22 protein-coding genes are annotated in these 19,792 nt (G+C 75.2%); 12 read left to right on the top strand and 10 right to left on the bottom strand.

What is annotated here, in order from left to right:
* The first annotated feature begins 73 nt into the window (after positions 1 to 73).
* The 3 genes from OSR43_RS13525 to OSR43_RS13515 all read left to right on the top strand — a co-directional run bounded on the left by OSR43_RS13525 (position 74) and on the right by OSR43_RS13515 (position 2,974).
* Positions 74 to 1,555, top strand: coding sequence for a PepSY domain-containing protein (locus OSR43_RS13525; RefSeq protein WP_302267110.1), 1,482 nt, complete (start codon positions 74 to 76; stop codon positions 1,553 to 1,555).
* 328 nt (positions 1,556 to 1,883) lie between these two features.
* The gene (locus OSR43_RS13520) at positions 1,884 to 2,600 is read left to right on the top strand and encodes a signal peptidase I (protein WP_302267109.1); all 717 of its coding nucleotides are present in this window, start codon (positions 1,884 to 1,886) and stop codon (positions 2,598 to 2,600) included.
* Between the two features lie 5 nt (positions 2,601 to 2,605).
* Positions 2,606 to 2,974 (top strand): Hpt domain-containing protein, encoded by a 369-nt coding sequence (locus tag OSR43_RS13515; RefSeq protein ID WP_302267108.1) that lies wholly within the window; start codon positions 2,606 to 2,608, stop codon positions 2,972 to 2,974.
* Positions 2,975 to 2,976: 2 nt separating this feature from the next.
* On the opposite strand, the gene OSR43_RS13510 is transcribed toward OSR43_RS13515, so the two are convergent.
* On the bottom strand, positions 2,977 to 3,705 hold the full coding sequence (locus tag OSR43_RS13510; RefSeq protein ID WP_302267107.1) for a response regulator transcription factor: 729 nt from the start codon (positions 3,703 to 3,705) through the stop codon (positions 2,977 to 2,979).
* A 109-nt stretch (positions 3,706 to 3,814) separates the two neighbouring features.
* Between OSR43_RS13510 and OSR43_RS13505 the strand changes: the two genes are divergently transcribed.
* Positions 3,815 to 4,279 (top strand): hypothetical protein, encoded by a 465-nt coding sequence (locus OSR43_RS13505; RefSeq protein ID WP_302267106.1) that lies wholly within the window; start codon positions 3,815 to 3,817, stop codon positions 4,277 to 4,279.
* A gap of 321 nt (positions 4,280 to 4,600) precedes the next feature.
* Entirely contained in the window at positions 4,601 to 4,903 is a 303-nt protein-coding gene (locus tag OSR43_RS13500; RefSeq protein WP_302267105.1) for an STAS domain-containing protein, read from the top strand.
* Positions 4,904 to 5,000: 97 nt separating this feature from the next.
* On the opposite strand, the gene OSR43_RS13495 is transcribed toward OSR43_RS13500, so the two are convergent.
* On the bottom strand, positions 5,001 to 5,810 hold the full coding sequence (locus tag OSR43_RS13495; protein WP_302267104.1) for a sigma-70 family RNA polymerase sigma factor: 810 nt from the start codon (positions 5,808 to 5,810) through the stop codon (positions 5,001 to 5,003).
* Between the two features lie 339 nt (positions 5,811 to 6,149).
* Between OSR43_RS13495 and OSR43_RS13490 the strand changes: the two genes are divergently transcribed.
* The 4 genes from OSR43_RS13490 to OSR43_RS13475 are packed head-to-tail and all read left to right on the top strand — an operon-like array spanning position 6,150 to position 8,939.
* The gene (locus tag OSR43_RS13490; RefSeq protein ID WP_302267103.1) at positions 6,150 to 6,905 is read left to right on the top strand and encodes an IclR family transcriptional regulator; all 756 of its coding nucleotides are present in this window, start codon (positions 6,150 to 6,152) and stop codon (positions 6,903 to 6,905) included.
* A 48-nt stretch (positions 6,906 to 6,953) separates the two neighbouring features.
* On the top strand, positions 6,954 to 7,730 hold the full coding sequence (locus OSR43_RS13485; RefSeq protein WP_302267102.1) for an SDR family oxidoreductase: 777 nt from the start codon (positions 6,954 to 6,956) through the stop codon (positions 7,728 to 7,730).
* Positions 7,731 to 7,741: 11 nt separating this feature from the next.
* Positions 7,742 to 8,254 (top strand): MarR family winged helix-turn-helix transcriptional regulator, encoded by a 513-nt coding sequence (locus OSR43_RS13480; RefSeq protein WP_302267101.1) that lies wholly within the window; start codon positions 7,742 to 7,744, stop codon positions 8,252 to 8,254.
* Positions 8,238 to 8,939 carry an alpha/beta fold hydrolase gene (locus OSR43_RS13475; RefSeq protein ID WP_302267100.1) on the top strand — a complete coding sequence of 234 codons (702 nt, stop codon included), beginning with the start codon at positions 8,238 to 8,240 and terminating at the stop codon, positions 8,937 to 8,939. Before OSR43_RS13480 ends, OSR43_RS13475 begins: the two co-directional genes overlap by 17 nt.
* Here the strand turns inward: OSR43_RS13475 and OSR43_RS13470 are convergent.
* The 4 genes from OSR43_RS13470 to OSR43_RS13455 are packed head-to-tail and all read right to left on the bottom strand — an operon-like array spanning position 8,926 to position 12,861.
* Positions 8,926 to 9,702, bottom strand: coding sequence for an enoyl-CoA hydratase (locus tag OSR43_RS13470; protein WP_302267099.1), 777 nt, complete (start codon positions 9,700 to 9,702; stop codon positions 8,926 to 8,928). The genes OSR43_RS13475 and OSR43_RS13470 overlap by 14 nt on opposite strands.
* Positions 9,703 to 9,728: 26 nt before the next feature.
* Positions 9,729 to 10,634, bottom strand: a complete 906-nt coding sequence (mmsB, locus tag OSR43_RS13465; RefSeq protein ID WP_302267098.1) for a 3-hydroxyisobutyrate dehydrogenase — start codon at positions 10,632 to 10,634, stop codon at positions 9,729 to 9,731.
* A complete protein-coding gene (locus OSR43_RS13460; RefSeq protein ID WP_302267097.1) occupies positions 10,631 to 11,713 on the bottom strand; it encodes an enoyl-CoA hydratase/isomerase family protein in 1,083 nt (360 codons plus the stop codon). Before OSR43_RS13460 ends, mmsB begins: the two co-directional genes overlap by 4 nt.
* A complete protein-coding gene (locus tag OSR43_RS13455; RefSeq protein ID WP_302267095.1) occupies positions 11,710 to 12,861 on the bottom strand; it encodes an acyl-CoA dehydrogenase family protein in 1,152 nt (383 codons plus the stop codon). Before OSR43_RS13455 ends, OSR43_RS13460 begins: the two co-directional genes overlap by 4 nt.
* A gap of 77 nt (positions 12,862 to 12,938) precedes the next feature.
* Here OSR43_RS13455 and cobU point away from each other — a divergent pair, with 77 nt between their 5' ends.
* Entirely contained in the window at positions 12,939 to 13,490 is a 552-nt protein-coding gene (cobU, locus tag OSR43_RS13450) for a bifunctional adenosylcobinamide kinase/adenosylcobinamide-phosphate guanylyltransferase (RefSeq protein WP_302267094.1), read from the top strand.
* Positions 13,491 to 13,534: 44 nt separating this feature from the next.
* Here the strand turns inward: cobU and cobS are convergent, their stop codons facing one another.
* Positions 13,535 to 14,305 carry an adenosylcobinamide-GDP ribazoletransferase gene (cobS, locus tag OSR43_RS13445; RefSeq protein ID WP_302267092.1) on the bottom strand — a complete coding sequence of 257 codons (771 nt, stop codon included), beginning with the start codon at positions 14,303 to 14,305 and terminating at the stop codon, positions 13,535 to 13,537.
* On the bottom strand, positions 14,302 to 15,330 hold the full coding sequence (gene cobT / locus OSR43_RS13440; RefSeq protein ID WP_302267090.1) for a nicotinate-nucleotide--dimethylbenzimidazole phosphoribosyltransferase: 1,029 nt from the start codon (positions 15,328 to 15,330) through the stop codon (positions 14,302 to 14,304). Before cobT ends, cobS begins: the two co-directional genes overlap by 4 nt.
* Before the next feature lie 61 nt (positions 15,331 to 15,391).
* On the opposite strand from cobT, the gene OSR43_RS13435 reads away from it, so the two are divergent.
* Complete coding sequence (locus tag OSR43_RS13435; RefSeq protein WP_302267088.1) at positions 15,392 to 16,096, top strand: SprT-like domain-containing protein; 705 nt, start codon at positions 15,392 to 15,394, stop codon at positions 16,094 to 16,096.
* A gap of 16 nt (positions 16,097 to 16,112) precedes the next feature.
* Here OSR43_RS13435 and OSR43_RS13430 read toward each other — a convergent pair whose 3' ends face one another.
* Positions 16,113 to 18,050 (bottom strand): CocE/NonD family hydrolase, encoded by a 1,938-nt coding sequence (locus tag OSR43_RS13430; RefSeq protein ID WP_302267086.1) that lies wholly within the window; start codon positions 18,048 to 18,050, stop codon positions 16,113 to 16,115.
* A gap of 226 nt (positions 18,051 to 18,276) precedes the next feature.
* Positions 18,277 to 18,537: a hypothetical protein gene (locus tag OSR43_RS13425; RefSeq protein ID WP_302267084.1), complete on the bottom strand. Its 261-nt coding sequence runs from the start codon at positions 18,535 to 18,537 to the stop codon at positions 18,277 to 18,279.
* Between the two features lie 264 nt (positions 18,538 to 18,801).
* Between OSR43_RS13425 and OSR43_RS13420 the strand changes: the two genes are divergently transcribed.
* Complete coding sequence (locus tag OSR43_RS13420) at positions 18,802 to 19,770, top strand: MsnO8 family LLM class oxidoreductase (protein WP_302267082.1); 969 nt, start codon at positions 18,802 to 18,804, stop codon at positions 19,768 to 19,770.
* Positions 19,771 to 19,792 lie beyond the last annotated feature (22 nt).

The following is a 19,792-nucleotide window of genomic DNA, read 5'->3' as shown; positions in this document are numbered from 1 at the left end:
TGCGGTGGTCCGTCGTCCCGTGCGTGCCCGTCGCCCGACGGCGGCCGCGGCACGCCGTCTCGAGGAGAGACCCATGACCGACCTCCGCGCGCCCGAGCGCGCTCCGACCCCACCCACCCCGCCGCGGCCACCGGGCAGGACCCGCCCGAAGGGATCCGGCAGCGGCCTCTTCCGGGCCGTGTGGCGCTGGCACTTCTTCGCCTCGTTCGTCGTGGTGCCCGTGCTGCTCGTGCTGGCCACGACCGGCCTGATCTACCTGTTCCGGTTCGAGCTCGAGCCGATGCTCCACCCCGACCTGATGAAGGCCGAGCCCTCGGCGACCCAGCCCGCCGCCCAGCCGTACTCCGCCCAGCTCGCCGCGGTGCGCTCCGCCTACCCCGACGCCACCGTGGTCTCCCTGGCCGAGCCACGGGAGGAGGGCCGCAGCACCGTCTTCTCCGTGACGATGCCCGACGGCGAGGGCCGCGACGTCTTCGTCGACCCCTTCGCGGTGGAGGTGCTCGGGTCGATGGACCCCGACACCACGCTGTCGGGCACCGCGGTCCGGCTGCACGCCGACCTGATGGCGGGGCGTGTCGGCGACGCGGTGATGGAGCTCGGTGCGTGCTGGGCGATCGTCATGGCCGTCACCGGCTACTACCTCTTCCTCCGCGGGCGCCGCGCCCGGAAGCGGCTGGCGAGGTCGGGGCGCAAGGGCGCGAAGCTGCGCGGCAGGCACGGCGTCGTCGGCGCGGTCGTGGGGCTGGGCCTGCTGTTCCTCCTCGTGTCCGGGCTGCCGTGGACCGGGTTCTGGGGCGCCCAGGTGCAGTCGCTGGCCACCAGCCAGGGCTCGTCGCTGTGGAGCACCGACCACGGCGCCGCCTCGAGCCCGCTGTCCACGCTCGACGAGTCGCTCCCGCACAGCCACGCCCAGGACATCCCGTGGGCCCAGCAGAAGGGCGACGTGCCGACCTCCGAGGTGCCCGAGGACACCGGGGGCGCCCGGGGCGGCGAGCACGGCGAGGGCGAGGTCAACGTCGCGAACGTCGACACCGCCGTCGCCGTGGCGGAGCGCGAGGGCCTCCGGCGGCCCTTCACCGTCGCGCTGCCGGCGACCGACGACGGCGTCTTCTCCGTCATCGGGTACGCCTTCGACGCGCCCTCCGACGAGCAGACGGTGCACGTGGACCGGTACGGCGGCCAGGTCGTCTCGACCTACGGGTTCGACGACTACCCGGCGCTCGCGAAGGTGGTCGCCCAGGGCATCGGTCTCCACGAGGGGCGCAGCCTCGGCCTCTGGTCGTTCTGGGGGGCGGCGCTGATGTGCCTCGGCGTGATCTTCTCCTGCGTCACCGGGCCGCTGATGTGGTGGCGTCGCCGGCCGAAGCGGCACGGCTCCGTGGCGGCACCGCGCGGCCGGATGCCGCTGCGGTCCTCACCCGTCCTGGTCGTCGGGATCGTCGCCCTCGGGGTGCTGCTGCCGTTCTTCGGCATCTCGCTGCTGGCAGTGCTCCTGCTCGACCAGCTGGTGCTGCGGCGCGTGCCGGCGCTGGCGGGCTGGTTCGACAGCGTCTGAGTGCCGCCGTACCGGTGGCTCGCCCGGGGCCCCTCCCGCTCGTGCGGGGGAGGCCCCGGGCGCTGTCCGAGGGGTTTGCGGGCGGCTTGAGGAAACCTGCGGTATTCACCGGCTCGAGCCTTGATCTGCGAGCGGCAGAGTTCTGGTCATCAGGTTCCCGGCAGCACCACCCGCCGGACCACCTGAGGACCACCACCGGACGGAGCCCCCGCCCAGCGGGCCGGCGAGCTCCGCTGACCGACTCCCGTGCGGCTGACGGCGATCCCGCCGGCCGCACGGGGCCCCACCCCGCCAGCCACCCACCCCGACCACCCGAGGAGACCCGCTCGTGAGCACCGTCGCAGCGCAGGCCGTCGTCGTGGGCCGCCACCGCGCCGAGCAGCCGCAGCGCCCCGCGCTGCGCCAGGGCGCCCTCGCCGGCCGTGTCGCCGACGCCCCGGGCCAGGACGCCCGGCCGGGCGGCGAGCAGGGTGCTGCCGGGGGCGAGCGTCCCGGTCGTGGCTGGGGCCGCCGGGTGGTCAGCCTGGTGACGAGCCTGGTGCTGCTCGTGTGCGCCGTGGCGTTCTGCTTCCTCGCGGTCGGCCCGCACCTGCTGGGCTACCGCACCTCGACCATGCTGACCGGCAGCATGGAGCCGGGCATCATGCCCGGCGACGTCGTGGTCACCACGCCGCAGCCGGCGGCCGACGTCGCGGTCGGCGACGTCATCACCTACCAGATCCCGGTCGAGGACCACCGCGTCGAGACGCACCGCGTCGTCGAGGTCATCCACGGCGAGGACGGCTCGGTCGCGGTCCGCACCAAGGGCGACAACAACGAGAACGCCGACCCGTGGGTCGCCACCCTCGAGGGCGACACCGTCTACGAGATGCAGGCGGTCGTGCCGAAGCTGGGCTCCGCGATCCGCGCCCTCCGGTCGCCGGCCGTGCAGGACGGCGTCCGCTGGGTCGCCCTGGCCGGTGCGCTGCTCCTCGGCTTCTCCCTCATCTGGTCACCCGCCGAGGACGGGGACCAGGACGAGGACACCGCGGGGGACGAGGCGTGATCGCCATGCTGAGCCCCGACGGCGTGCTCGACCGCGACGCCCTCGTCCGCCTCGGCGAGGACGTGCAGGACCACGGCTTCGCGCTGTCGTTCGCGCAGCGCTACCGGGCGATGCTGTCGGGCCGCGTCGAGCGGCTCGTCGCCGCACTCGCCCAGGGCGACCTGGTCGACGCGATGGACGCCGTGCTGAGCCTCAAGGTCTCCTCGATCACCATGGGGACCCGGGAGCTCGCCGGCCTCGCGATCTCGGTCGAGCAGGAGGTGCGCCGACGGGACGTGGCCGCAGCCTGCTCCCGGGCCGCGCACCTGCGGTCGGCGGCCACCCGTGCGGAGTCGGCCCTCGACGACTACCTCGCGTCGTACCGACCGCGCTGAGGCTAGAGCGACTCCATCCGGTAGCCGACGCCCCGGACGGTCCGCACGAACTTGGGGCCCTCGCGCTTCTCGCCGAGCTTGCGCCGCAGGTTGCCGACGTGGACCTCGACCAGGTGGGTGTCGGTCGCCCAGTCGGTGCCCCACACCGAGCGCAGCAGCGCCTCGCGGGTCCAGACCCGGGCGGGGGTGCGCATCAGCTCGGTGAGCAGGTCGAACTCGGTGCGGGTGAGCGCGAGCTCCTCCTCGTCGCGGAACGCGCGCCGGCCGTCGACGTCGACCCGCAGCGCGCCGTGCTCGAGGACCTCGTGCTCGGGCTCGGAGGACGTCGGCGCCACCGACAGCGCCGGACCGCGGCGAGGCCGCCGGAACAGCGCGTTGACCCGCGCCTTGAGCTCACGGACGCTGAACGGCTTGGACAGGAAGTCGTCGGCCCCGGTCTCCAGGCCGATGAGCCGGTCGATCTCGTCGTCGCGGGCGGTGATCATCACGATGTAGGCGTCGCTGGTCTCGCGGATCCGCCGGCAGGTCTCGATGCCGTCGATCCCGGGGAGCCCCAGGTCCAGCGTGATCAGGTCCGGGTCCAGGGAGTGCACCGCCTCGACGCCGGCCAGGCCGGAGTCGACCGCGGTGACCACGAACCCCTGGGTCTGCAGGGTGAACTCGATGAGGGAACGGATGTCCTCGTCGTCCTCGACCACCAGTGCCGTGCGTTCGTGCTCCGCTGCGTCCACGGGGCGAGTGTGCCAGACCTTGCGGAATTCTTGAGTTTTCTGGTCGGCCCCCTTGAAGCCGTGTCGGCAGACTTCTCATCAGTCCCTCCCGAGACCCGCAGGAGCCCGCATGAACCGCACCGACACGTGGCGCCGCGCCGCGGCCGTCGTGCTCGCGGTGGTGTGCTTCCTGCTGGTCCCGCAGGTCGCCCAGGCGGTGTTCAGCGTGCGTCAGGCGCCTGCCGGCACGGGCGTCTCGATCGCCCGGATGGCCACCATCTCCTCGGTCACCGGATCGTTCCAGTGCACCAGCAACGCCGGTCGGCTGGCCGCGGGAGGTACGGCGACCATCAGGGGCGTCGGCGACGCCGGCCAGCTGGGCGGCACGACCTACGAGGTCGAGGTCTCGGACAACGGCGCCACGTCCGCCCCCCTCAGCAACAAGCAGGGCAGCGTCACGCACACCCAGGAGTTCCGCCTCTTCAGGTCGTCGACCTACACCGTCACGGTCACCGCGAGCTTCCGGTCGTGGACCACCGAGTGGTCGCGGGAGTTCACCTGCAACCCGTTCAGCACGGCGACGACGACCTTCTGACGGACACGCCGGTGCTCGTTGCGCACGGCAGGGCGGGCCTGTGCCAGGATCCTGCCGCCAGGTCGCGACCGATGCCCCCCAGAGGTCGCGTCCTGGCCCTTCCGCGCCGTTTCCGGGGCACGGGTGCCCAGCCCTGACCTGCCTGGACAGCGGCTCGCGCCGCGCCTCACCCGCAGGGGTGGCTGTCCCGATTGTTCGTCCGCTGATGGTGACGTGGACACCGAGGCGGCGTAGCGTCGAGGTGTGCCGGGGACTCCGGCGCACCTCCACCAGGACCTCACGGCCCGGATTGTCGGTTCCTTGTACTTCTCAGTGAACGCCGTGGTCGATCCCCCTCAGCTGCGCGTCGTCGTCACCGGCGAGCTCGACGTCCTCTCGGCGTCCGGCTTGCGGGCATCGATCGCGCGCCGCACGGCGGACGGCTGCAGCTCTGTCGTGCTCGACCTCGACGGAGTGACCTTCATCGACTGCACCGGCCTCTCGGCACTGTTGGCCTGCCAGCAGGAGGTGGCCGCCTCCGGTGGCTCCTTCAGCGTGGCAGCGCTCAGCGCCGCGGTGGCCCGCGTCATCGACCTGACCGGCACGACCGGTCGGTTCGACCACGCGGAGCGCGTCCCCGCCTGACGGCGACAGCTCCTCCAGCCAGGCACGACAGCCAGACACGACGAGGCCCGCCGCTCCCCTCGGGAGCGGCGGGCCTCGTGTCGTGCCGTGGGGCCGGTCAGCCGGCGGTGGGCTCCAGCTCGCCGATGCCCTCGCGCAGCGTGCCGAGGATCCGGCTCAGGAGGCGCGAGACCTGCATCTGGGTGACGCCCAGCTGGTCGGCGATCTCCTGCTGGGTGCAGTCCTCGGCGAAGCGGAGGTGCAGGATGCGACGGTCGCGTTCGCTCAGCTCGCGCATGAGCGGGGTGAGCATGGCCCGGGCCTCCGCGGCGCGCTCGCCGCTCGGGTCGTCGTCGCTGAGCGTGTCGCCCAGGGAGCCGCGACCGTGGTCGGGGGAGACCGGCACGTCGAGCGAGAGCGGCTGGAAGCAGCCGTCGGCCATCAGCGCGGCCCGGACCTCGGAGGGCTTCAGGTCGAGCTGCTCGGCGATCTTCTCGGCAGAGGCGGGCTCGCCGGCCTCGCGAGCGCGCTGGTGGGCGGCGACGACCTCGGACTGGATCTCCTGGACGCGACGGGGCGGACGCACCATCCAGCCGAAGTCACGGAAGTAGCGCTTGAGGTCGCCCCGGATGGAGGGGACGGCGTACGCGAGGAAGTCGCGGTCCTTGCTGGCGTCGAACTTCGGCACGATCCGCACGAGGGTGAGGAGGGCGACCTGCTCGAGGTCCTCGATCGGCACGCCGCGGTTGCGGAACCGCGAGGCGAGGGTGCGGGCGACCTCGATGTTCAGCAGGACGATCTCCTCGTGGAGGCGCTCCCGCTCGGCCTCGCTCACGGCGGTGGCCGCTTCGTCGAAGAGGCGCTTGGTCTCGGCCTTGCGCCGGAGGTCCTTCGGTCGGCGTCCCAGCGGTACAGCACTCGTCGTCATGGCTGGTCCCTACCCGACGGCACACCCGTGAAACCGGGACAGGGACAAATGACCCGAAAGGGTGAGGTGAACCATCGGAGCCGGTCCTCGTCCCGCCGAAACATCCGCGACACGTGGCACCCGTAGGGTTCCGCGGCGGGCCACCTCCCAAACGCGGCAGGGCCCGGAGGACGGCCGGAGCCGAGGTCACGGAACGGTCACGGAACGGTCACGAGACGGTCGTGAGGCGGTCGCGGACGCCTCGGGACCCGCTGACCGGGAGATCGCGCCCGGCCACCCCGCCGCGCTGCTAGCGTCCGGCCGTCCAACGAGGGTGCGTGGCAGTCCCCAGGAGGTCCGGTGCCGCTGCTGACGGCCGACGAGGTCGGTGAGACGGGTACGCCGGTGACGATGGTCGAGCGGATGACGCTCATCCTCGACGCGTTCGGGTCCGCGCGCACGCGGCTCTCGCTCGAGCAGGTCGCCGCTGCGACGGCGCTCCCGCGGTCCACGGCCCACCGCATCCTCGAGCAGATGGTGCGCCTGGAGTGGGCCGACCACTCGCCGTTCGGCTACGCGCTCGGCCGCCGGGCCCAGGGGCTCGCCCGCCGCACGGACGGACACCTCGGGCTGCGCGAGGCGGCGGCGCCGCACCTGCACGAGCTGCACGTCCGCACCGGCCTCGTGGTCCACCTGGCCGTGCTGGAGGACGCCGACGTCAGCTACCTCGACAAGATCGGCGGACCCCGGGCGAGCACCGTCCCCTCCCGGGTCGGGCGCCGCCTGCCGGCGCACCGCACCGCCCTGGGCCGCGCCATGCTGGCCTGCCTGGACTCCGAGGACGTCGACGTCCTCGTCGGTCCGGCGCTGGACGCCGAGGCGCTGGCGCGGTTCCACCACGAGCTCCACCGGATCCGTGGCCGGCACGGCCTGGCCTTCGAGCGCGGCGCCTACGCCCGCGACGTCGCCTGCGTCGCCGCGCCGGTGCGGTACGGCGACGGCCAGGTCGCCGCCCTCTCGCTCGTCGGTGACGCCACCACCCCGCTGACCCGCGTCGCGCCGCTGGTCGTCGACGCCGCCCGCTCGGTCGGCCGCCGGCTCGCCGACGGCACCTGACGCCCCAGTTCCACGCACCGTCCCGACCCACCTCACCAGGAGGCCCCCGTGCCCCGTCGTACCGTCGTCACCGGCAGCGCCTCCGGCATCGGCCGCGCCCTCAAAGAGCAGCTGCGCGCCCGCGGCGAGGAGGTGGTCGGGGTCGACCTGCGCGACGCCGAGGTGGTCGCCGACCTGTCCACGCCCGCCGGCCGCGCGGACGCCGTCGCGGCGGTCCGCGAGCTGACCGGCGACCGCATCGACGCGCTGGTCACCTGCGCGGGGGTCTCCGAGCCGAGCCCGCTGATGGTGCGGATCAACTACTTCGGCACCGTCGAGGTGGCCCAGGCGCTGCGACCGGTGCTGGCGGCCTCCGACTCCCCGCGGGTGGCGGTCGTCGGCTCCATCGCCGGCACCCAGCCCTTCGACGAGGAGACCACGCGCGCCTGCCTCGACGGCGACGAGGACGCGGCGCTCGCGCGCGCGACCGCGCTGGGGGAGCGGGGCGCCGGCTACTCGGTCTACCCCTCCTCGAAGCGGGCGCTCGCGACCTGGGCGCGGCGCACCTGCGTGACCGCCGGCTGGGCCGACGCCGGCATCGCGCTCAACGTGGTCGCGCCCGGCGTGGTGCTGACCCCGATGACCACCTGGCTCTTCGAAGACCCGGCGATGCGCGAGGTGATGGACGCCGCGGTGCCGATGCCGCTGAACAGCTACGCGCCGCCCGAGGCCGTCGCGTCGGTCCTGGGCTTCCTCGTCTCGGAGGCCAACACCCACGTCACCGGACAGGTGGTGTACGTCGACGGCGGCGCCGAGGTGAGCCTGCGCAGCGACGACCTGTTCTAGGCTCTGCCGCGATGAGCAGCCCACCGACGCCCGGCCGCGACCCGATCGCCGAGGCCCGCCGTCAGTGGACGGCCCACGGGTGGGACGACGCGGCGCCCGGGATGGCGGCGGTCACCTCGATCATGCGCGCCCAGCAGCTGCTGCTCACCCAGATCGACGGTCTGCTGCGACCCTTCGGGCTGACGTTCGCGCGCTTCGAGCTGCTGCGGCTGCTGTCGTTCGCCTCCGAGCAGCAGATGACGATGCGACGGGCCGGCCAGCGGCTCCAGGTGCACCCGACGTCGCTGACCAGCCTCGCGGCCCGGCTCGCCGAGGACGGGCACGTCCAGCGGGTCGCCAACCCCGACGACGGCCGGTCGGCGGTGCTGGTCCTCACGGCCTCGGGCGCGCGGCTGGTCGAGGAGGCCACGGCCGTGCTCAACGCCGAGGTGTTCGAGGCGATCGGGCTGGCCGAGGAGGACGTGGCGGCACTGGTCGAGGTCCTCGGCCGGTTCCGCGCCGGTCGCGGTGACTTCGCGCCCTGAGCCCGGGCCGGCGCTCGTCGCCGTGCCGGGCCTCGGGCTGCGCCCGACCGCGTGGGACACCACCCTCGCCGCGCTGCCCGGCCACCGCTCACGCACCGAGGTGCTGCCGGGGTACGGCGTGCGGCCGCGCCGCGGGGAGGCGCTCGACCCGGCCACCCGCGGCCTGCGGCTCGCCGCGGTGCTGCAGCCGGAGGACGGGCCGGTCGTGCTGCTCGGGCACTCGGCGGGCGCGCAGGTCGTCGCCCACGCCGCCGCGGCCGCGGCCGACCGCGTGGTCGGCCTCGTGCTGGTGGGTCTGAGCACCGACCCGCGTGCGCGGACCTGGCCGGCACTGGCCGGGCGCTGGCTGCGGACCGCCCGCCACGAGCGGCCCGGCCAGGTGCCGTTCCTGGCGTGGAGCTACTCCCGCACCGGGCTGCTGCACATCCAGCGGACGATGGACGCGGCCCGGCACGACGACGTCGAGGCGACGCTGGTCGACGTCCGCTGCCCGGTGCTGGTGCTGCGCGGGCGCCACGACCGGATCTGCCCGGCGGACTGGGCCGGGCGGCTCGTGGCCGCTGCGCCGGCCGGGTCGCGCGTCGAGACGTTGCCGGCCGGGGCGCACATGGTGCCGCTGACGCACGGGCCGCAGGTCGCCGCCGCGGTGGCGGCGTACCTGCGGGCCGACGTCAGCGGTGCTTGAACTCGGCCTTCCGCTTCTCCACGAAGGCGCCCATGCCCTCGGTGCGGTCCTCGAGCGCGAACGCCGCGTGGAAGGTGCGGCGCTCGAACCTCACACCCTCGGCGAGGGTGGTCTCGAAGGCGCGGTTGACGGCCTCCTTGGTGGCGTAGAGGACCGGCAGCGACTTCTCGGCGATCGTCGCGGCGACCTCGGCGACCTGCGTGAGCAGCTCCTCGGTCGGCACGACGCGGGAGACCAGCCCGACCGCGAGCGCCTCCTGGGCGGTCAGCGTGCGGCCGGTGAGGATGAGGTCCATCGCCACGGCCTTGCCGACGGCCCGGGTCAGCCGCTGGGTGCCGCCGATGCCGGGGAAGACGCCCAGGTTGATCTCCGGCTGGCCGAAGCGCGCCGACTCGGCGGCGAGGACCATGTCGCACATCATCGCCAGCTCGCAGCCGCCGCCCAGGGCGTGGCCGGAGACGGCTGCGATGACCGGCGTGCGGAGGGAGGCGAACCGGTCCCAGTCGGCGAACCAGTCACCGAGCGCCATGTCGGCGTAGGACTGCTCGGCCATCTCCTTGATGTCCGCGCCGGCCGCGAACGCCCGCTCGGAGCCGGTGAGGACGATCGCGCCGATGCCGCGGTCGGCGTCGAGCTCCTCGGCCGCGGCGACGACCTCGGTCATCAGCTGGGCGTTGAGCGCGTTCAGCGCCTTCGGGCGGTCGAGGGTGATCGTCCCGACGCGGCCCTCGCGGGTCACCTGGATGGTCTCGTACGACGGCATGGGGCTCCTCAGCGGTGCTGGTGTGGTCACCCGGCCGCGGTGGCCGAGCGCTCCCGGATGGTGTTGACGATGGCGGAGAAGTCGAGGCCGGCGCCGCCCTCATCGGCGAAGCGACGATAGAGCTCCTCGGCGAGCGTGCCCACGGCGGCGTCGGTGCCGGACTCCTCGACCGCGCGGCGCGCCAGGCCGAGGTCCTTGGCCATCAGCGCGCCCGCGAAGCCGGGCTTCCAGTCCCGGTTGGCCGGGCTCGTCGGCACCGGTCCGGGCACCGGGCAGTTGGTCGTCAGCGCCCAGCACTGGCCCGACGCGGTGGAGGCGACGTCGAAGAACGCCTGGTGGGTCAGGCCGAGCTTCTCGCCGAGCACGAACGCCTCGGAGATCGCGATCATCGACGCGCCGAGGACCATGTTGTTGCAGATCTTCGCGGCCTGCCCGGCGCCCGAGGCGCCGCAGTGGACGACGCGGCCGGCCATCGGGTCGAGCAGCGCGGTGGCCTCCTCGAGGAGGGCGTCGTCGCAGCCGAGCATGAAGGTCAGCGTGCCGGCCTCGGCGCCCCCGACACCACCGGAGACCGGTGCGTCCGCGGCCCGGTGGCCGGCCGCGACGGCGCGGTCGGCCGCGGTGCGGGCGTCGGAGACCGCCACGGTCGAGCAGTCGACGAAGAGGGTGCTGGGTGCCGCGGCGGCCAGCACCTCGTCGTACACCGAGAGGAGGAGGGCGCCGTTGGGCAGCATGGTCACGACCGAGCCGGCACCGTGGACGGCCTCCGCGGCGGACCCCTTGACGTCGACGCCGGCCTCGCGGGCCCGGTCGCAGGCCTCCTGGCCGACGTCGAAGCCGGTGACGTCGCGGCCGGCGGCCACCAGGTTCGCGGCCATCGGGCCGCCCATGTTGCCCAGGCCGATGAAGGCGACGGTGGTGCTGGTGCTCATGCGGTTCCTCCGGAGGTGGTGGGGAGCTCGAGCTCGCCCGAGGGCAGGGGCTCGAAGAGGGCGGCGACGGCGGCGGGGTCCACCTCGTCGAGCGACGCGGGCCGCCACTGCGGGTCCCGGTCCTTGTCGATGACCTGGGCGCGCACGCCCTCGACGAAGTCGGGGACGTCGAGGAACCGCACGGTCAGCCGCAGCTCCATCGCCAGGGCCTGGCCCAGGTCGGCGAGCCCGCCGGCCTCGCGCAGCGCGCGCAGGGTGGCCGTCACGGCGAAGGGCGAGCGCTTCGCGAGCGTCCCGGCGGCCTGCTGGGCCTCGGGGGCACGGTGCTCGCGCAGCCGGGCGAGGACCGCGGCGGCGTCGTCGCCGGCGTAGCACTCGTCGATCCAGTCGCGCTGCGCGAGCAGCGGCGCCTCGGGCGCCTCCTCGGCGAGGTCGGCCAGCACCGCGTCCGGCTGCTCCTCGGCGAGCCGGCGGACCAGCTCATCGATCCGGTCGGAGGGGACGAAGTGGTCGGCCAGGCCGAGGGCGATGGCGTCGCCGGCGCCGACCGAGCCGGCGGTCAGGCCCAGGTGCGTGCCGAGCTCGCCGGGTGCGTGGGAGAGCAGCCAGGTGCCGCCCACGTCGGGCACGAACCCGATGCCGGTCTCGGGCATGCCGAGGGAGGAGCGCTCGGTGACGACGCGGTGGCTGGCGTGCGCCGAGACGCCGATGCCGCCGCCGAGGACGATGCCGTCCATCACCGCGACGTACGGCTTGGGGTAGCGGCCGATCGTGTGGTTGAGGACGTACTCGTCGGACCAGAAGCGGGCCGACTCGTGGGTGCCGGCCTTGGCGTCCTTCCAGATCGAGACGATGTCGCCGCCGGCGCACAGGCCGCGCTCGCCGCGGCCGGTGAGCAGCACCGTGCGGACGGCGTCGTCGTCGCGCCAGGCGTCCAGCGCCTGCTGGAGCAGGCCGACCATCGGGTGGTTGAGCGCGTTGATGGCGCGGGGGCGGTTGAGCTCCAGCCGGCCCAGGTGGCCGGTGGTGGAGACGACGACCTCGGGCTCGGCCGGTGCGTCCGGCTGGTGGTCGCTCATGCCGGTCCCCGGGTGAGCGCGCGGCCCACGATGACTCGCATGATCTCGTTGGTCCCTTCGAGGATCTGGTGGACACGGAGGTCGCGGACGACCTTCTCGACGCCGTACTCGGCAAGGTAGCCGTAGCCGCCGTGCAGCTGCAGCGCGGTGTTCGCGGCCTTGAACCCGGCGTCGGTGACGAAGCGCTTCGCGCCGGCGACGACCACGGCCGCGTCGGGCTCGCCGGCGTCGAGCCGGGCGGCGGCGTCGTGCAGCATCGTGCGCGCGGCCTGCAGCTCAATGTGGGCGTCGGCGAGCGCGAAGACCAGGCCCTGCTGGTCCGACAGCGGTCCGCCGAAGGCCTGGCGGGTGCCGATGTGCTCGGCGGCGCGGTCCACGGCCCACTGGGCGCCGCCGAGGGAGCAGGCGGCGATGTTGAGCCGGCCGCCGTTGAGCCCCCGCATCGCGATGGCGAAGCCCTGGCCCTCCTCGCCCAGCAGGCTGTCGGCGGGGACGCGGACCTCGTCGAGGACGACCTGCCGGGTCGGCTGGGCGTGCCAGCCCATCTTCTGCTCCTCGGCGCCGAAGGACAGGCCCTCGGACCCCGCCGGGACGATGAACGCGCTGATGCCCTTCGGGCCGGCGCCGCCGGTGCGGGCCATCACGACGTACACGCTCGAGGCGCCGGCGCCGGAGATGAACTGCTTGGTGCCGCTGAGCACCCACTCCTCGCCGTCGCGGCGGGCGCTGGTGCGCAGGTTGCCCGCGTCGGAGCCCGCGTCGGGCTCGGTGAGGCAGTAGCTCGCGAGGTTCTCCATGCCGGCCAGGTGCGGCACCCAACGGGCGCGCTGCTCGTCGGTGCCGAAGGTGTCGATCATCCAGACGGCCATGTTGTGGATCGAGATGTACGCCGCCACCGCGACGTCGCCGCGGGCGAGCTGCTCGAAGATCAGCACCGCCTCGCTGCGGCCCAGCCCGGAGCCGCCGACGTCCTCGCGGGCGTAGATGGCGCCGAGGCCGAGCCCGCCGGCCTCGGCCAGCACGTCGACGGGGAAGTGGTGGTCGCGGTCCCACGCCACGGCGTTCGGGGCGATCCGGGCCTCGGTGAAGTCGCGGACGGCCTCGATGATCGCCCGGCGCTCGTCGGGGTCCAGCGCTGCGGTGCTCATACCGGGCACTCTGCCATTTGGTTGGATGTCCAAGCAAGAGGTCGGGCGCCCGACCATCGGGTCGCTAGGCTGCCGCCGTGCTCGGGTCGACGAAGGTGCTGGTGACCGGCGGCGTCCGCTCGGGGAAGTCCACCCACGCCGAGCGGCTGCTGGCCGACGAGTTGGCCGTGGCGTACGTCGCCCCGGGCCCGGTCCCCTCGGCGGACGACGCGGACTGGACGGCCCGGGTCGCCGCGCACCGCTCGCGCCGCCCGTCGTCCTGGACCACCCACGAGACCCGGGACCTCGCCCCCGTGCTGTCGGCCGCCGCGGGCGCCGTGCTGGTGGACTGCGTCGGCACCTGGCTGACCGCGGTCGTGGACGCGGCGGCCCTGTGGGAGGCGCCGGCCGAGGAGGTGCACGGCGCGGTGCTGGCCGAGCTCGACCACGTCCTCGCCGCGCTCGGTGCCGCCGCGGGCCCGGTCGTGCTGGTGACGAACGAGGTGGGCCTCGGGGTCGTCCCCGCGTACCGCTCCGGCCGGCTCTTCCGCGACCTGCTGGGCACGGTGAACCAGCGGCTCGGCGCCGCCTGCGACGAGGTGCACCTCGTCGTCGCCGGGCGGGTCCTGCGGCTGCCCGACCCGCTCTGAGCGGCTCTGAGCGGCCGCGGAGGGGCCGGCTCAGGTGGGCCGGGTCAGCCGGCGGAGGCGACGACGAGCAGGGCGGCGAGGGCGAGCTCGACGGCCGCGCCGAAGACGTCGCCGGTGACGCCGCCGAATCGGGTGACCGTGCGGCGCAGGACCAGCACCACCACGCCGGCCGCGACGACGACCGCCACGACGCCGGCCACGCCGGCCAGCACGGCCGCCAGCAGGGCCGCGCCCAGCCACAGGGTGACCGTGGCGAGCGGGCGCACCGAGCCGACGTACGTCGCGCCGAGGCCGTCGGGGCGGGCGCCGGGCACGCCGCGGGTGCAGGCGAGGGCCAGTGCGCAGCGGGAGAGGCACACGAGCGCGCCGGCGAGCAGCCACCCGCGGTCCTCGCGGAGCACGGACGTGAGCGCGGTGACCTGGAGCAGCAGCACGAGGACGACGGCGGCGACGCCGGCGGGACCGGCCGTGCCGGACTTCATGACCTCCAGGGAGCGGCGCCGGTCGTAGGACGCGGTGAGCCCGTCCGCGGTGTCGGAGAGGCCGTCGAGGTGGAGCGCGCGGCTGCCGGCGGCGAGGCCGGCGACAGCGAGGACGGCGGTGACCAGTGGGGCCAGGCCCGCCTCCCGGCCGGCCAGGCCGACCACCGCGACCAGCAGCCCCAGCGGCAGCACGGCGAGTGGCGCGAGGAGCATCGCGCGACCCGCGGTGCGGGCGTCCACGGTGCGCGGGGGCGCGACCGGCACGGCGGTCAGCGTGCCGACCGCGAGCCGCCACGCGTCGGCGGGGGAGCCCACGTCGACGGGCCGGGTCACCCGGGGAGCAGGTCGCTGAGCAGGGCGACGTCGCGCATCAGCGCGACCGCGCTGCGCAGCACCGGGACGGCGGCGACGGCGCCGCTGCCCTCCCCGAGCCGGAGGCCGAGGTCGAGCAGCGGGTCCAGGCCGAGCTTCTCCAGCGCCAGCGACTGCGCCGGCTCGGTCGAGCGGTGGCCGGCGACGAACCAGGCGGCGGCCCCGGGGGCGAGGCGCTCGGCGGTGAGCGCGCAGGCCACCGACATCAGGCCGTCGAGGACCACCGGCACGCCGGCCTCGGCGGCGGCGACGAGGAAACCGGTGGTCGCGGCGAGGTCGGCGCTCGCCAGGGCGGCGAGCGACTCGAGCGGGTCGGCGGTGCGGCCGCCGGCGCGGCGCAGCGCCTGGGCGACGACCTCGGTCTTGCGGGCCAGGCCGGCGTCGTCGACGCCGGTGCCGCGGCCGACGACGTCCTCGGCGGGGAGGCCGAGCGCGGCGGCGACGAGCGCGGCGGCCGGGGTGGTGTTGCCGATGCCCAGGTCGCCGCTGATCAGCACCTGGGCGCCGGCGGCGAGCTCTTCGGCCGCGACGGTGCGGCCGACCTCCAGCGCGCGGCGCACCTCGTCGGCGGCGAGGGCGTCCTCGAGGTGGATGGCCCCGCTCGCGCGGCGCAGGTGGTGGGCGGAGACCTCCGCGGGCACGCCGTCGAGGTCGTCGTCGACCGCGATGTCGAGCACGCGGACGGACACGCCGTGGGCGCGCGCGAGCGCGGAGACGCCGGCGGTCCCCGCGACGAGCGAGCGGACCATGGCGGGGGTGACGGCGGCCGGGTAGGCCGAGACGCCGTGCTCGGCGACACCGTGGTCACCGGCGAAGACGACGAGCCGGACGTCGGTGAGCTCCGGCGGCGGGACCGATCCGAGGGCGGCGCTCAGCCGGGCGCCGAGGTCGCCGAGCCGGCCGAGGGCGCCGGCCGGGGTGGCGAGGCCGGCGAGGCGCTCGCGCGCCGCGGCCTCGAGGGTCGGGTCCGGAGGAGTGATCGACACGGGCGGAGCGTACGACGCGGCGCTGCCGCGGTCCGTCGGTGGACCGGCCTAGGGTGCCGCCGTGGACCTGGACGAGGCGGCGCGGATGGCGCGCGGGCTGCTGGACGATCACGGCCTGCGGGACTGGACGCTCGTCTTCGACCGGGCCAAGCGGCGGGCCGGCGTCTGCCGTCCCCACGAGCGCCAGATCGGCCTCAGCGGACCCCTCACCCGGCTGCACGACGAGGCGGAGGTGCGCGACACGGTGCTGCACGAGGTGGCGCACGCACTGGTCGGCCCTCGCCACGGCCACGACGCGGTCTGGCGGGCGACCGCCCTGCGGATCGGCTGCTCGGGCCGGCGCTGCTCGGACCCGGACGCCCCCACCATCGAGGGGGACTGGGCCGGCACCTGCCCGGCCGGCCACCGGGTCACCCGGCACCGCCGACCGACCCGGCCGGCCTCGTGCACCCGGTGCTCGCGCACGTTCAGCCCCGAGCACCTGCTGTCGTGGACGCACCGGGGTGCCGTCGTACCTCTCGGCGAGGAGTACGACGCCGCGCTGCGCCGGGTTCTCGCGGGGCCGGCGGCCGGTGCCGCGGGACCCGCGGGCGCCTCGGTCCGTCCGGCGCCGCGCGTGGGCCAGCGGGCGCGGATCGTGGCGGCCGGTCGCTACGAGGGCACCGTCGGCACCGTGCTCAAGCGCGGGCGCACCCGTTTCCACCTGCGCGTGCGCGACCAGGTGCTCACCGTGCCGTTCGCCCTGCTCGAGCCCGTCGACGGCTGAGCGGTTCCGGCGCGGTTCAGCGCGCTCCGGCCGGCAGCCACGGGATCGTGAGCCGGGAGGGGTGGGCGCGCGAGGTGTGCAGGGTCAGCGGGGCGAGTGCACCCGGCAGGTCCGGCAGCGAGGGCAGCAGGTGGGGCACGTCGAAGGATTGGACCGCGATGCGCAGCCGGTGGCCCTTCCGGATCTTCGCCGCGGTCGGGAAGACCTCGACGTTGACCGGCACGACCCTGCCCGGCGCCGGGGACCGGGACCCGCGGGTGAAGGGGTGGTAGGGCTGGAGCACCTCCCCGTCGAGGTAGCGGGTCCGTCGCCGGTCGAGCTGCCGCTGGGCGAGGAGCTGCCAGCCGCCGGTGAGGCGGGTGACCCGCCCGGAGGGCGAGACGTCGGAGACCGAGACCGCCAGCATGCCGCCACCGGTGGGGCTCGAGGCGTGGAGGCGTGCGTTGAGCGGTCCGGCGAAGCGGACCGGCCTGGTGACCGGTGCGGTCTCGTAGACGATTCCGGTGGCGTCGTTGAGCGCGTTGTCGGTGAAGCACGGCAGGTCCCCGGCCAGCAGGCCGGGGATGCCCGCGGTCCACTGGCTCGCCGATCGGGTGCACAGCCCGGAGACCGGCACGGGCGGCACGACCGCCGTGCCGTCCCGGGCCGTACCGGTCGTCAGGCTGCCGGGCCGGAGACCGGTCGTCGCGCTCCCCGACAGCCGGTAGCTGCGCGCCCGGGCGTCGCGGCTGATCCACTCCCGCTGGGTGCGCCACGTGCCCGACCCGTTCTCGTGGACGGTGACCGGTGCGATCCGGCCCAGGCGGGTGCCCGTCGCCCCGCGCAGCCAGCGGTCGAACCAGCGCAGCTGCAGCTGGGAGAGGGTGCCGTGGCCGGCCTTCTCCAGGCCCGTGCCGGCCGAGCCCTCGAGGTGGTTCCACGGTCCGACGACGAGCCGGGTCGGCACGCCGCGCTCCTGGAGCGCCTCGAACAGCAGCGGCGTCCCGCGCTGGAAGAGGTCCTGCCGCCCGCCGACGAGGAACGTCGGCACGTCCACCTCGTCGACCACCTCCAGAGGTGAGCGGGTCCGGTAGAACGGCCCGTCGTGCGCCGCGTCGCCGCCGAGCACGGCGTCGAGCAGCAGCGGGGCGGTGAACGTCGCGGCGCCGTGCACGTGGGACAGCAGGGCCCCGATCCCGGAGGCCGGGTCCGTCGCGGTCACCGCGGGCGGGACGACACCGGTCGTCGTGACCAGGCCCAGCCACAGCGGGATGAAGCCGACGTCCACCTGGCCGCCGGAGGCGACGACGTCGCGGTAGACGTCACCCGCCGGCACCTGGGGGAAGATCGCCCGGAGGCCCTTCGGGTGCAGCGCTGCAGTGAAGAGCTGGTTGATGCCCATGTACGACGGGCCGCGCATGCCCACCTTGCCGTTGCTCCAGGGACGTGCCCGGGAGGAGGCCCACTCGACGACCTCCTTGCCGTCGAGCTGCTCGCGCTCGCCGAAGGCGTCCCAGGTGCCCTCCGAGCTGCCGGTGCCGCGGGCGTCGACGGTGAGCGAGGCGTAGCCGCGCCGGACCAGGTAGCCCGGCTCGTCCTCCCTGAGCGAGGACCCGGCGACGGACTTGTTGTACGCCGTGATCGTCACCAGGACCGGGAACCGGCCGGCCGCGGCCCGGCCGTTGGCGCCGGCCGGCAGCTCCAGGTCCCCGCGCAGGACCGTGCCGTCGGACATCGCGATGGCGAGGTCGCTGCGCGCGACGGTGCCGGGGTACGTCGCCGGGCGGGCCCGCCACCCGTCCGGCACCGTGGCCGCGCGATCCGCGTGCGCCGCCCCGGGTGCCGGGGCTGCCACCGAGGCGGGGGTGCCGGGGAGGACCGGTGCGGCGGCGCCGACCGCGCCGAGCACGCCGGTGGCGAAGAGGGCGGCTGCCCGGGAACGGGTGCTGGTGCGGCTGCGGGCCGGGTGCTTCACGTCGGGTCCTCGGGGCTCGGTGGCGACGGTCACCGGCTCAACGGCCGAGCCGGGGGTCGGTTACCCGCTGGGTCCCGCGGAGGTCCGGACGTGGGGACGGCCCACCAGCCGTGGTCTCAGCTGGTGGGCCTCGAGCGCGTCCCAGGTGCACCTCGGAGGCGCCCGTGGGGTGCAGGTACCTCGTCCGGTACCGGCCAGACCCCGGCGGGGCGTCGAGGGGAGAGGCTCAGATGCGCGCGATGAGGCGCGCGATGTCGCGCCGCACGCGGCCGGTGACGGCGGCGGCCGGCCCGGCGGCGGGGACCGGCGGACCAGCCGCGCCCGTGGCGACCGGCAGCGGCGGTGCGGTCCGCTGGCAGCGGGCGAGCTCCTCCGCCGTCGGACGCCGCCCGTGGACGCGGATGAACTGGTGGACGGCACAGTGCTCGTCGACACCGGCGAGCGGGATGGGTGCGGTGGTACGCCAGGGTGTGGTGGTACGCCCCATGGGTGGACACCTCCGGGTGGAGCGGTCTGCGACGCCGGGTGCTCAGCGCCGCTCTGGAGGTGCCCGCGGCCGCCTTCCCGGACCCACCCCCGAGTGGGTGAGAGCAGCTGGAGGCGAAGGTCGCGGCCGACGGCGACGACCGGCTGGGCACCGGGCTCCTCGACGACCGGAACGCCGAGGTGCCCGGGTCCGGCGAGCCGCCGGACTGAACCGGCCGGCGCGCGCGGCGGGAAGCCTCGACGGCACCGCACCGTTGGGGACGGCATGAGGTTGTCCCTGCTCGACCGCTCCCGCACGCGCGCCGGCCGCCCGGAGGGCGAGGCCCTGGCCCACACCGTCGAGCGGGCCGTCGCGGTCGAGCGGCTGGGCTACCACCGGTTCTGGGTCGCCGAGCACCACGGCGTGCCCGGCGTCGCCTCCGGTGCGCCGGCGGTGCTGCTGGCCGCGGTCGGCGGGCGGACGACGACGATCCGGATCGGCTCGGGCGGGGTGATGCTGCCCAACCACCAGCCGTACGTCGTGGCCGAGCAGTTCCGGATGCTCGCCGCGCTGCACCCGGACCGGGTCGACCTGGGCGTCGGCCGGTCAGTCGGGTTCACCGCGCCGGTGCGGCGCGCGCTGCGGCGCGGCTCCGAGGAGCCGGACACCTTCGCCGAGGACGTCGCCGAGCTGCGCGCCTACCTCGAGGACGCCGGCCCGGTCACCGCCCGTCCGGCCGGGGTCGGCGCGGTCCCGCTGTCGGTGCTGGCCACCGGGCGGGGGCTCGAGGTCGCCGCCGGGCTGGGCCTGCCGGTAGTCGTCGGCGGACCGGTGCTGGACGAGCCGGACGTGGGGGAGCGGCTCGCGGCGTACCGCCGGGGGTTCCGGCCGCACGGGGGCAGCGATCCCCAGGTCACGGTGTCGCTGGACGTGCTGGTCGCCGACACCGACGCCGAGGCGCGCGAGCTGGCCCTGCCGGAGGTGTGGGCGATGGCGCGGTCGCGCCGGACCGGCGTCTTCGGCCCGCTGGAGCCGGTCGCCGACATCCGTGGGCAGGACTGGGACGCCCAGGACGCCGGGCGGGTGGAGAAGGGCCTGGCGGCCGTGACCGCCGGCAGCGCGGGCACGGTACGACGGCGGCTCGAGCGGCTCGTGGAGCGCACGGCCGCCGACGAGCTGCTCGTCACCGGCTCGACGTACGACCGCGACGCGCTGGCGGCCTCGGACGCCGCGCTCCCCGCGCTGGTCGGCTGACCACCGCAGGGCACTTCCGCCG

This window comes from Nocardioides sp. Arc9.136, assembly GCF_030506255.1.
Classification (GTDB): domain Bacteria; phylum Actinomycetota; class Actinomycetes; order Propionibacteriales; family Nocardioidaceae; genus Nocardioides.
The sequence above is the reverse complement of the archived record's forward strand: the minus strand, read 5'-3'. Positions and strand labels throughout refer to the sequence as shown.

What these genes read in the sequence shown, in the direction of transcription:
- OSR43_RS13515 (WP_302267108.1), top strand. Translation starts at nt 2,606, where the DNA reads ATGCTGAGCCCCGACGGCGTGCTCGACCGCGACGCCCTCGTCCGCCTC.
- OSR43_RS13505 (WP_302267106.1), top strand. Translation starts at nt 3,815, where the DNA reads ATGAACCGCACCGACACGTGGCGCCGCGCCGCGGCCGTCGTGCTCGCG.
- OSR43_RS13480 (WP_302267101.1), top strand. Translation starts at nt 7,742, where the DNA reads ATGAGCAGCCCACCGACGCCCGGCCGCGACCCGATCGCCGAGGCCCGC.
- OSR43_RS13455 (WP_302267095.1), bottom strand. Translation starts at nt 12,861, where the DNA reads ATGAGCACCGCAGCGCTGGACCCCGACGAGCGCCGGGCGATCATCGAG.
- OSR43_RS13425 (WP_302267084.1), bottom strand. Translation starts at nt 18,537, where the DNA reads ATGGGGCGTACCACCACACCCTGGCGTACCACCGCACCCATCCCGCTC.
- OSR43_RS13495 (WP_302267104.1), bottom strand. Translation starts at nt 5,810, where the DNA reads ATGACGACGAGTGCTGTACCGCTGGGACGCCGACCGAAGGACCTCCGG.
- OSR43_RS13420 (WP_302267082.1), top strand. Translation starts at nt 18,802, where the DNA reads ATGAGGTTGTCCCTGCTCGACCGCTCCCGCACGCGCGCCGGCCGCCCG.
- OSR43_RS13470 (WP_302267099.1), bottom strand. Translation starts at nt 9,702, where the DNA reads ATGCCGTCGTACGAGACCATCCAGGTGACCCGCGAGGGCCGCGTCGGG.
- OSR43_RS13525 (WP_302267110.1), top strand. Translation starts at nt 74, where the DNA reads ATGACCGACCTCCGCGCGCCCGAGCGCGCTCCGACCCCACCCACCCCG.
- OSR43_RS13460 (WP_302267097.1), bottom strand. Translation starts at nt 11,713, where the DNA reads ATGAGCGACCACCAGCCGGACGCACCGGCCGAGCCCGAGGTCGTCGTC.
- mmsB (WP_302267098.1), bottom strand. Translation starts at nt 10,634, where the DNA reads ATGAGCACCAGCACCACCGTCGCCTTCATCGGCCTGGGCAACATGGGC.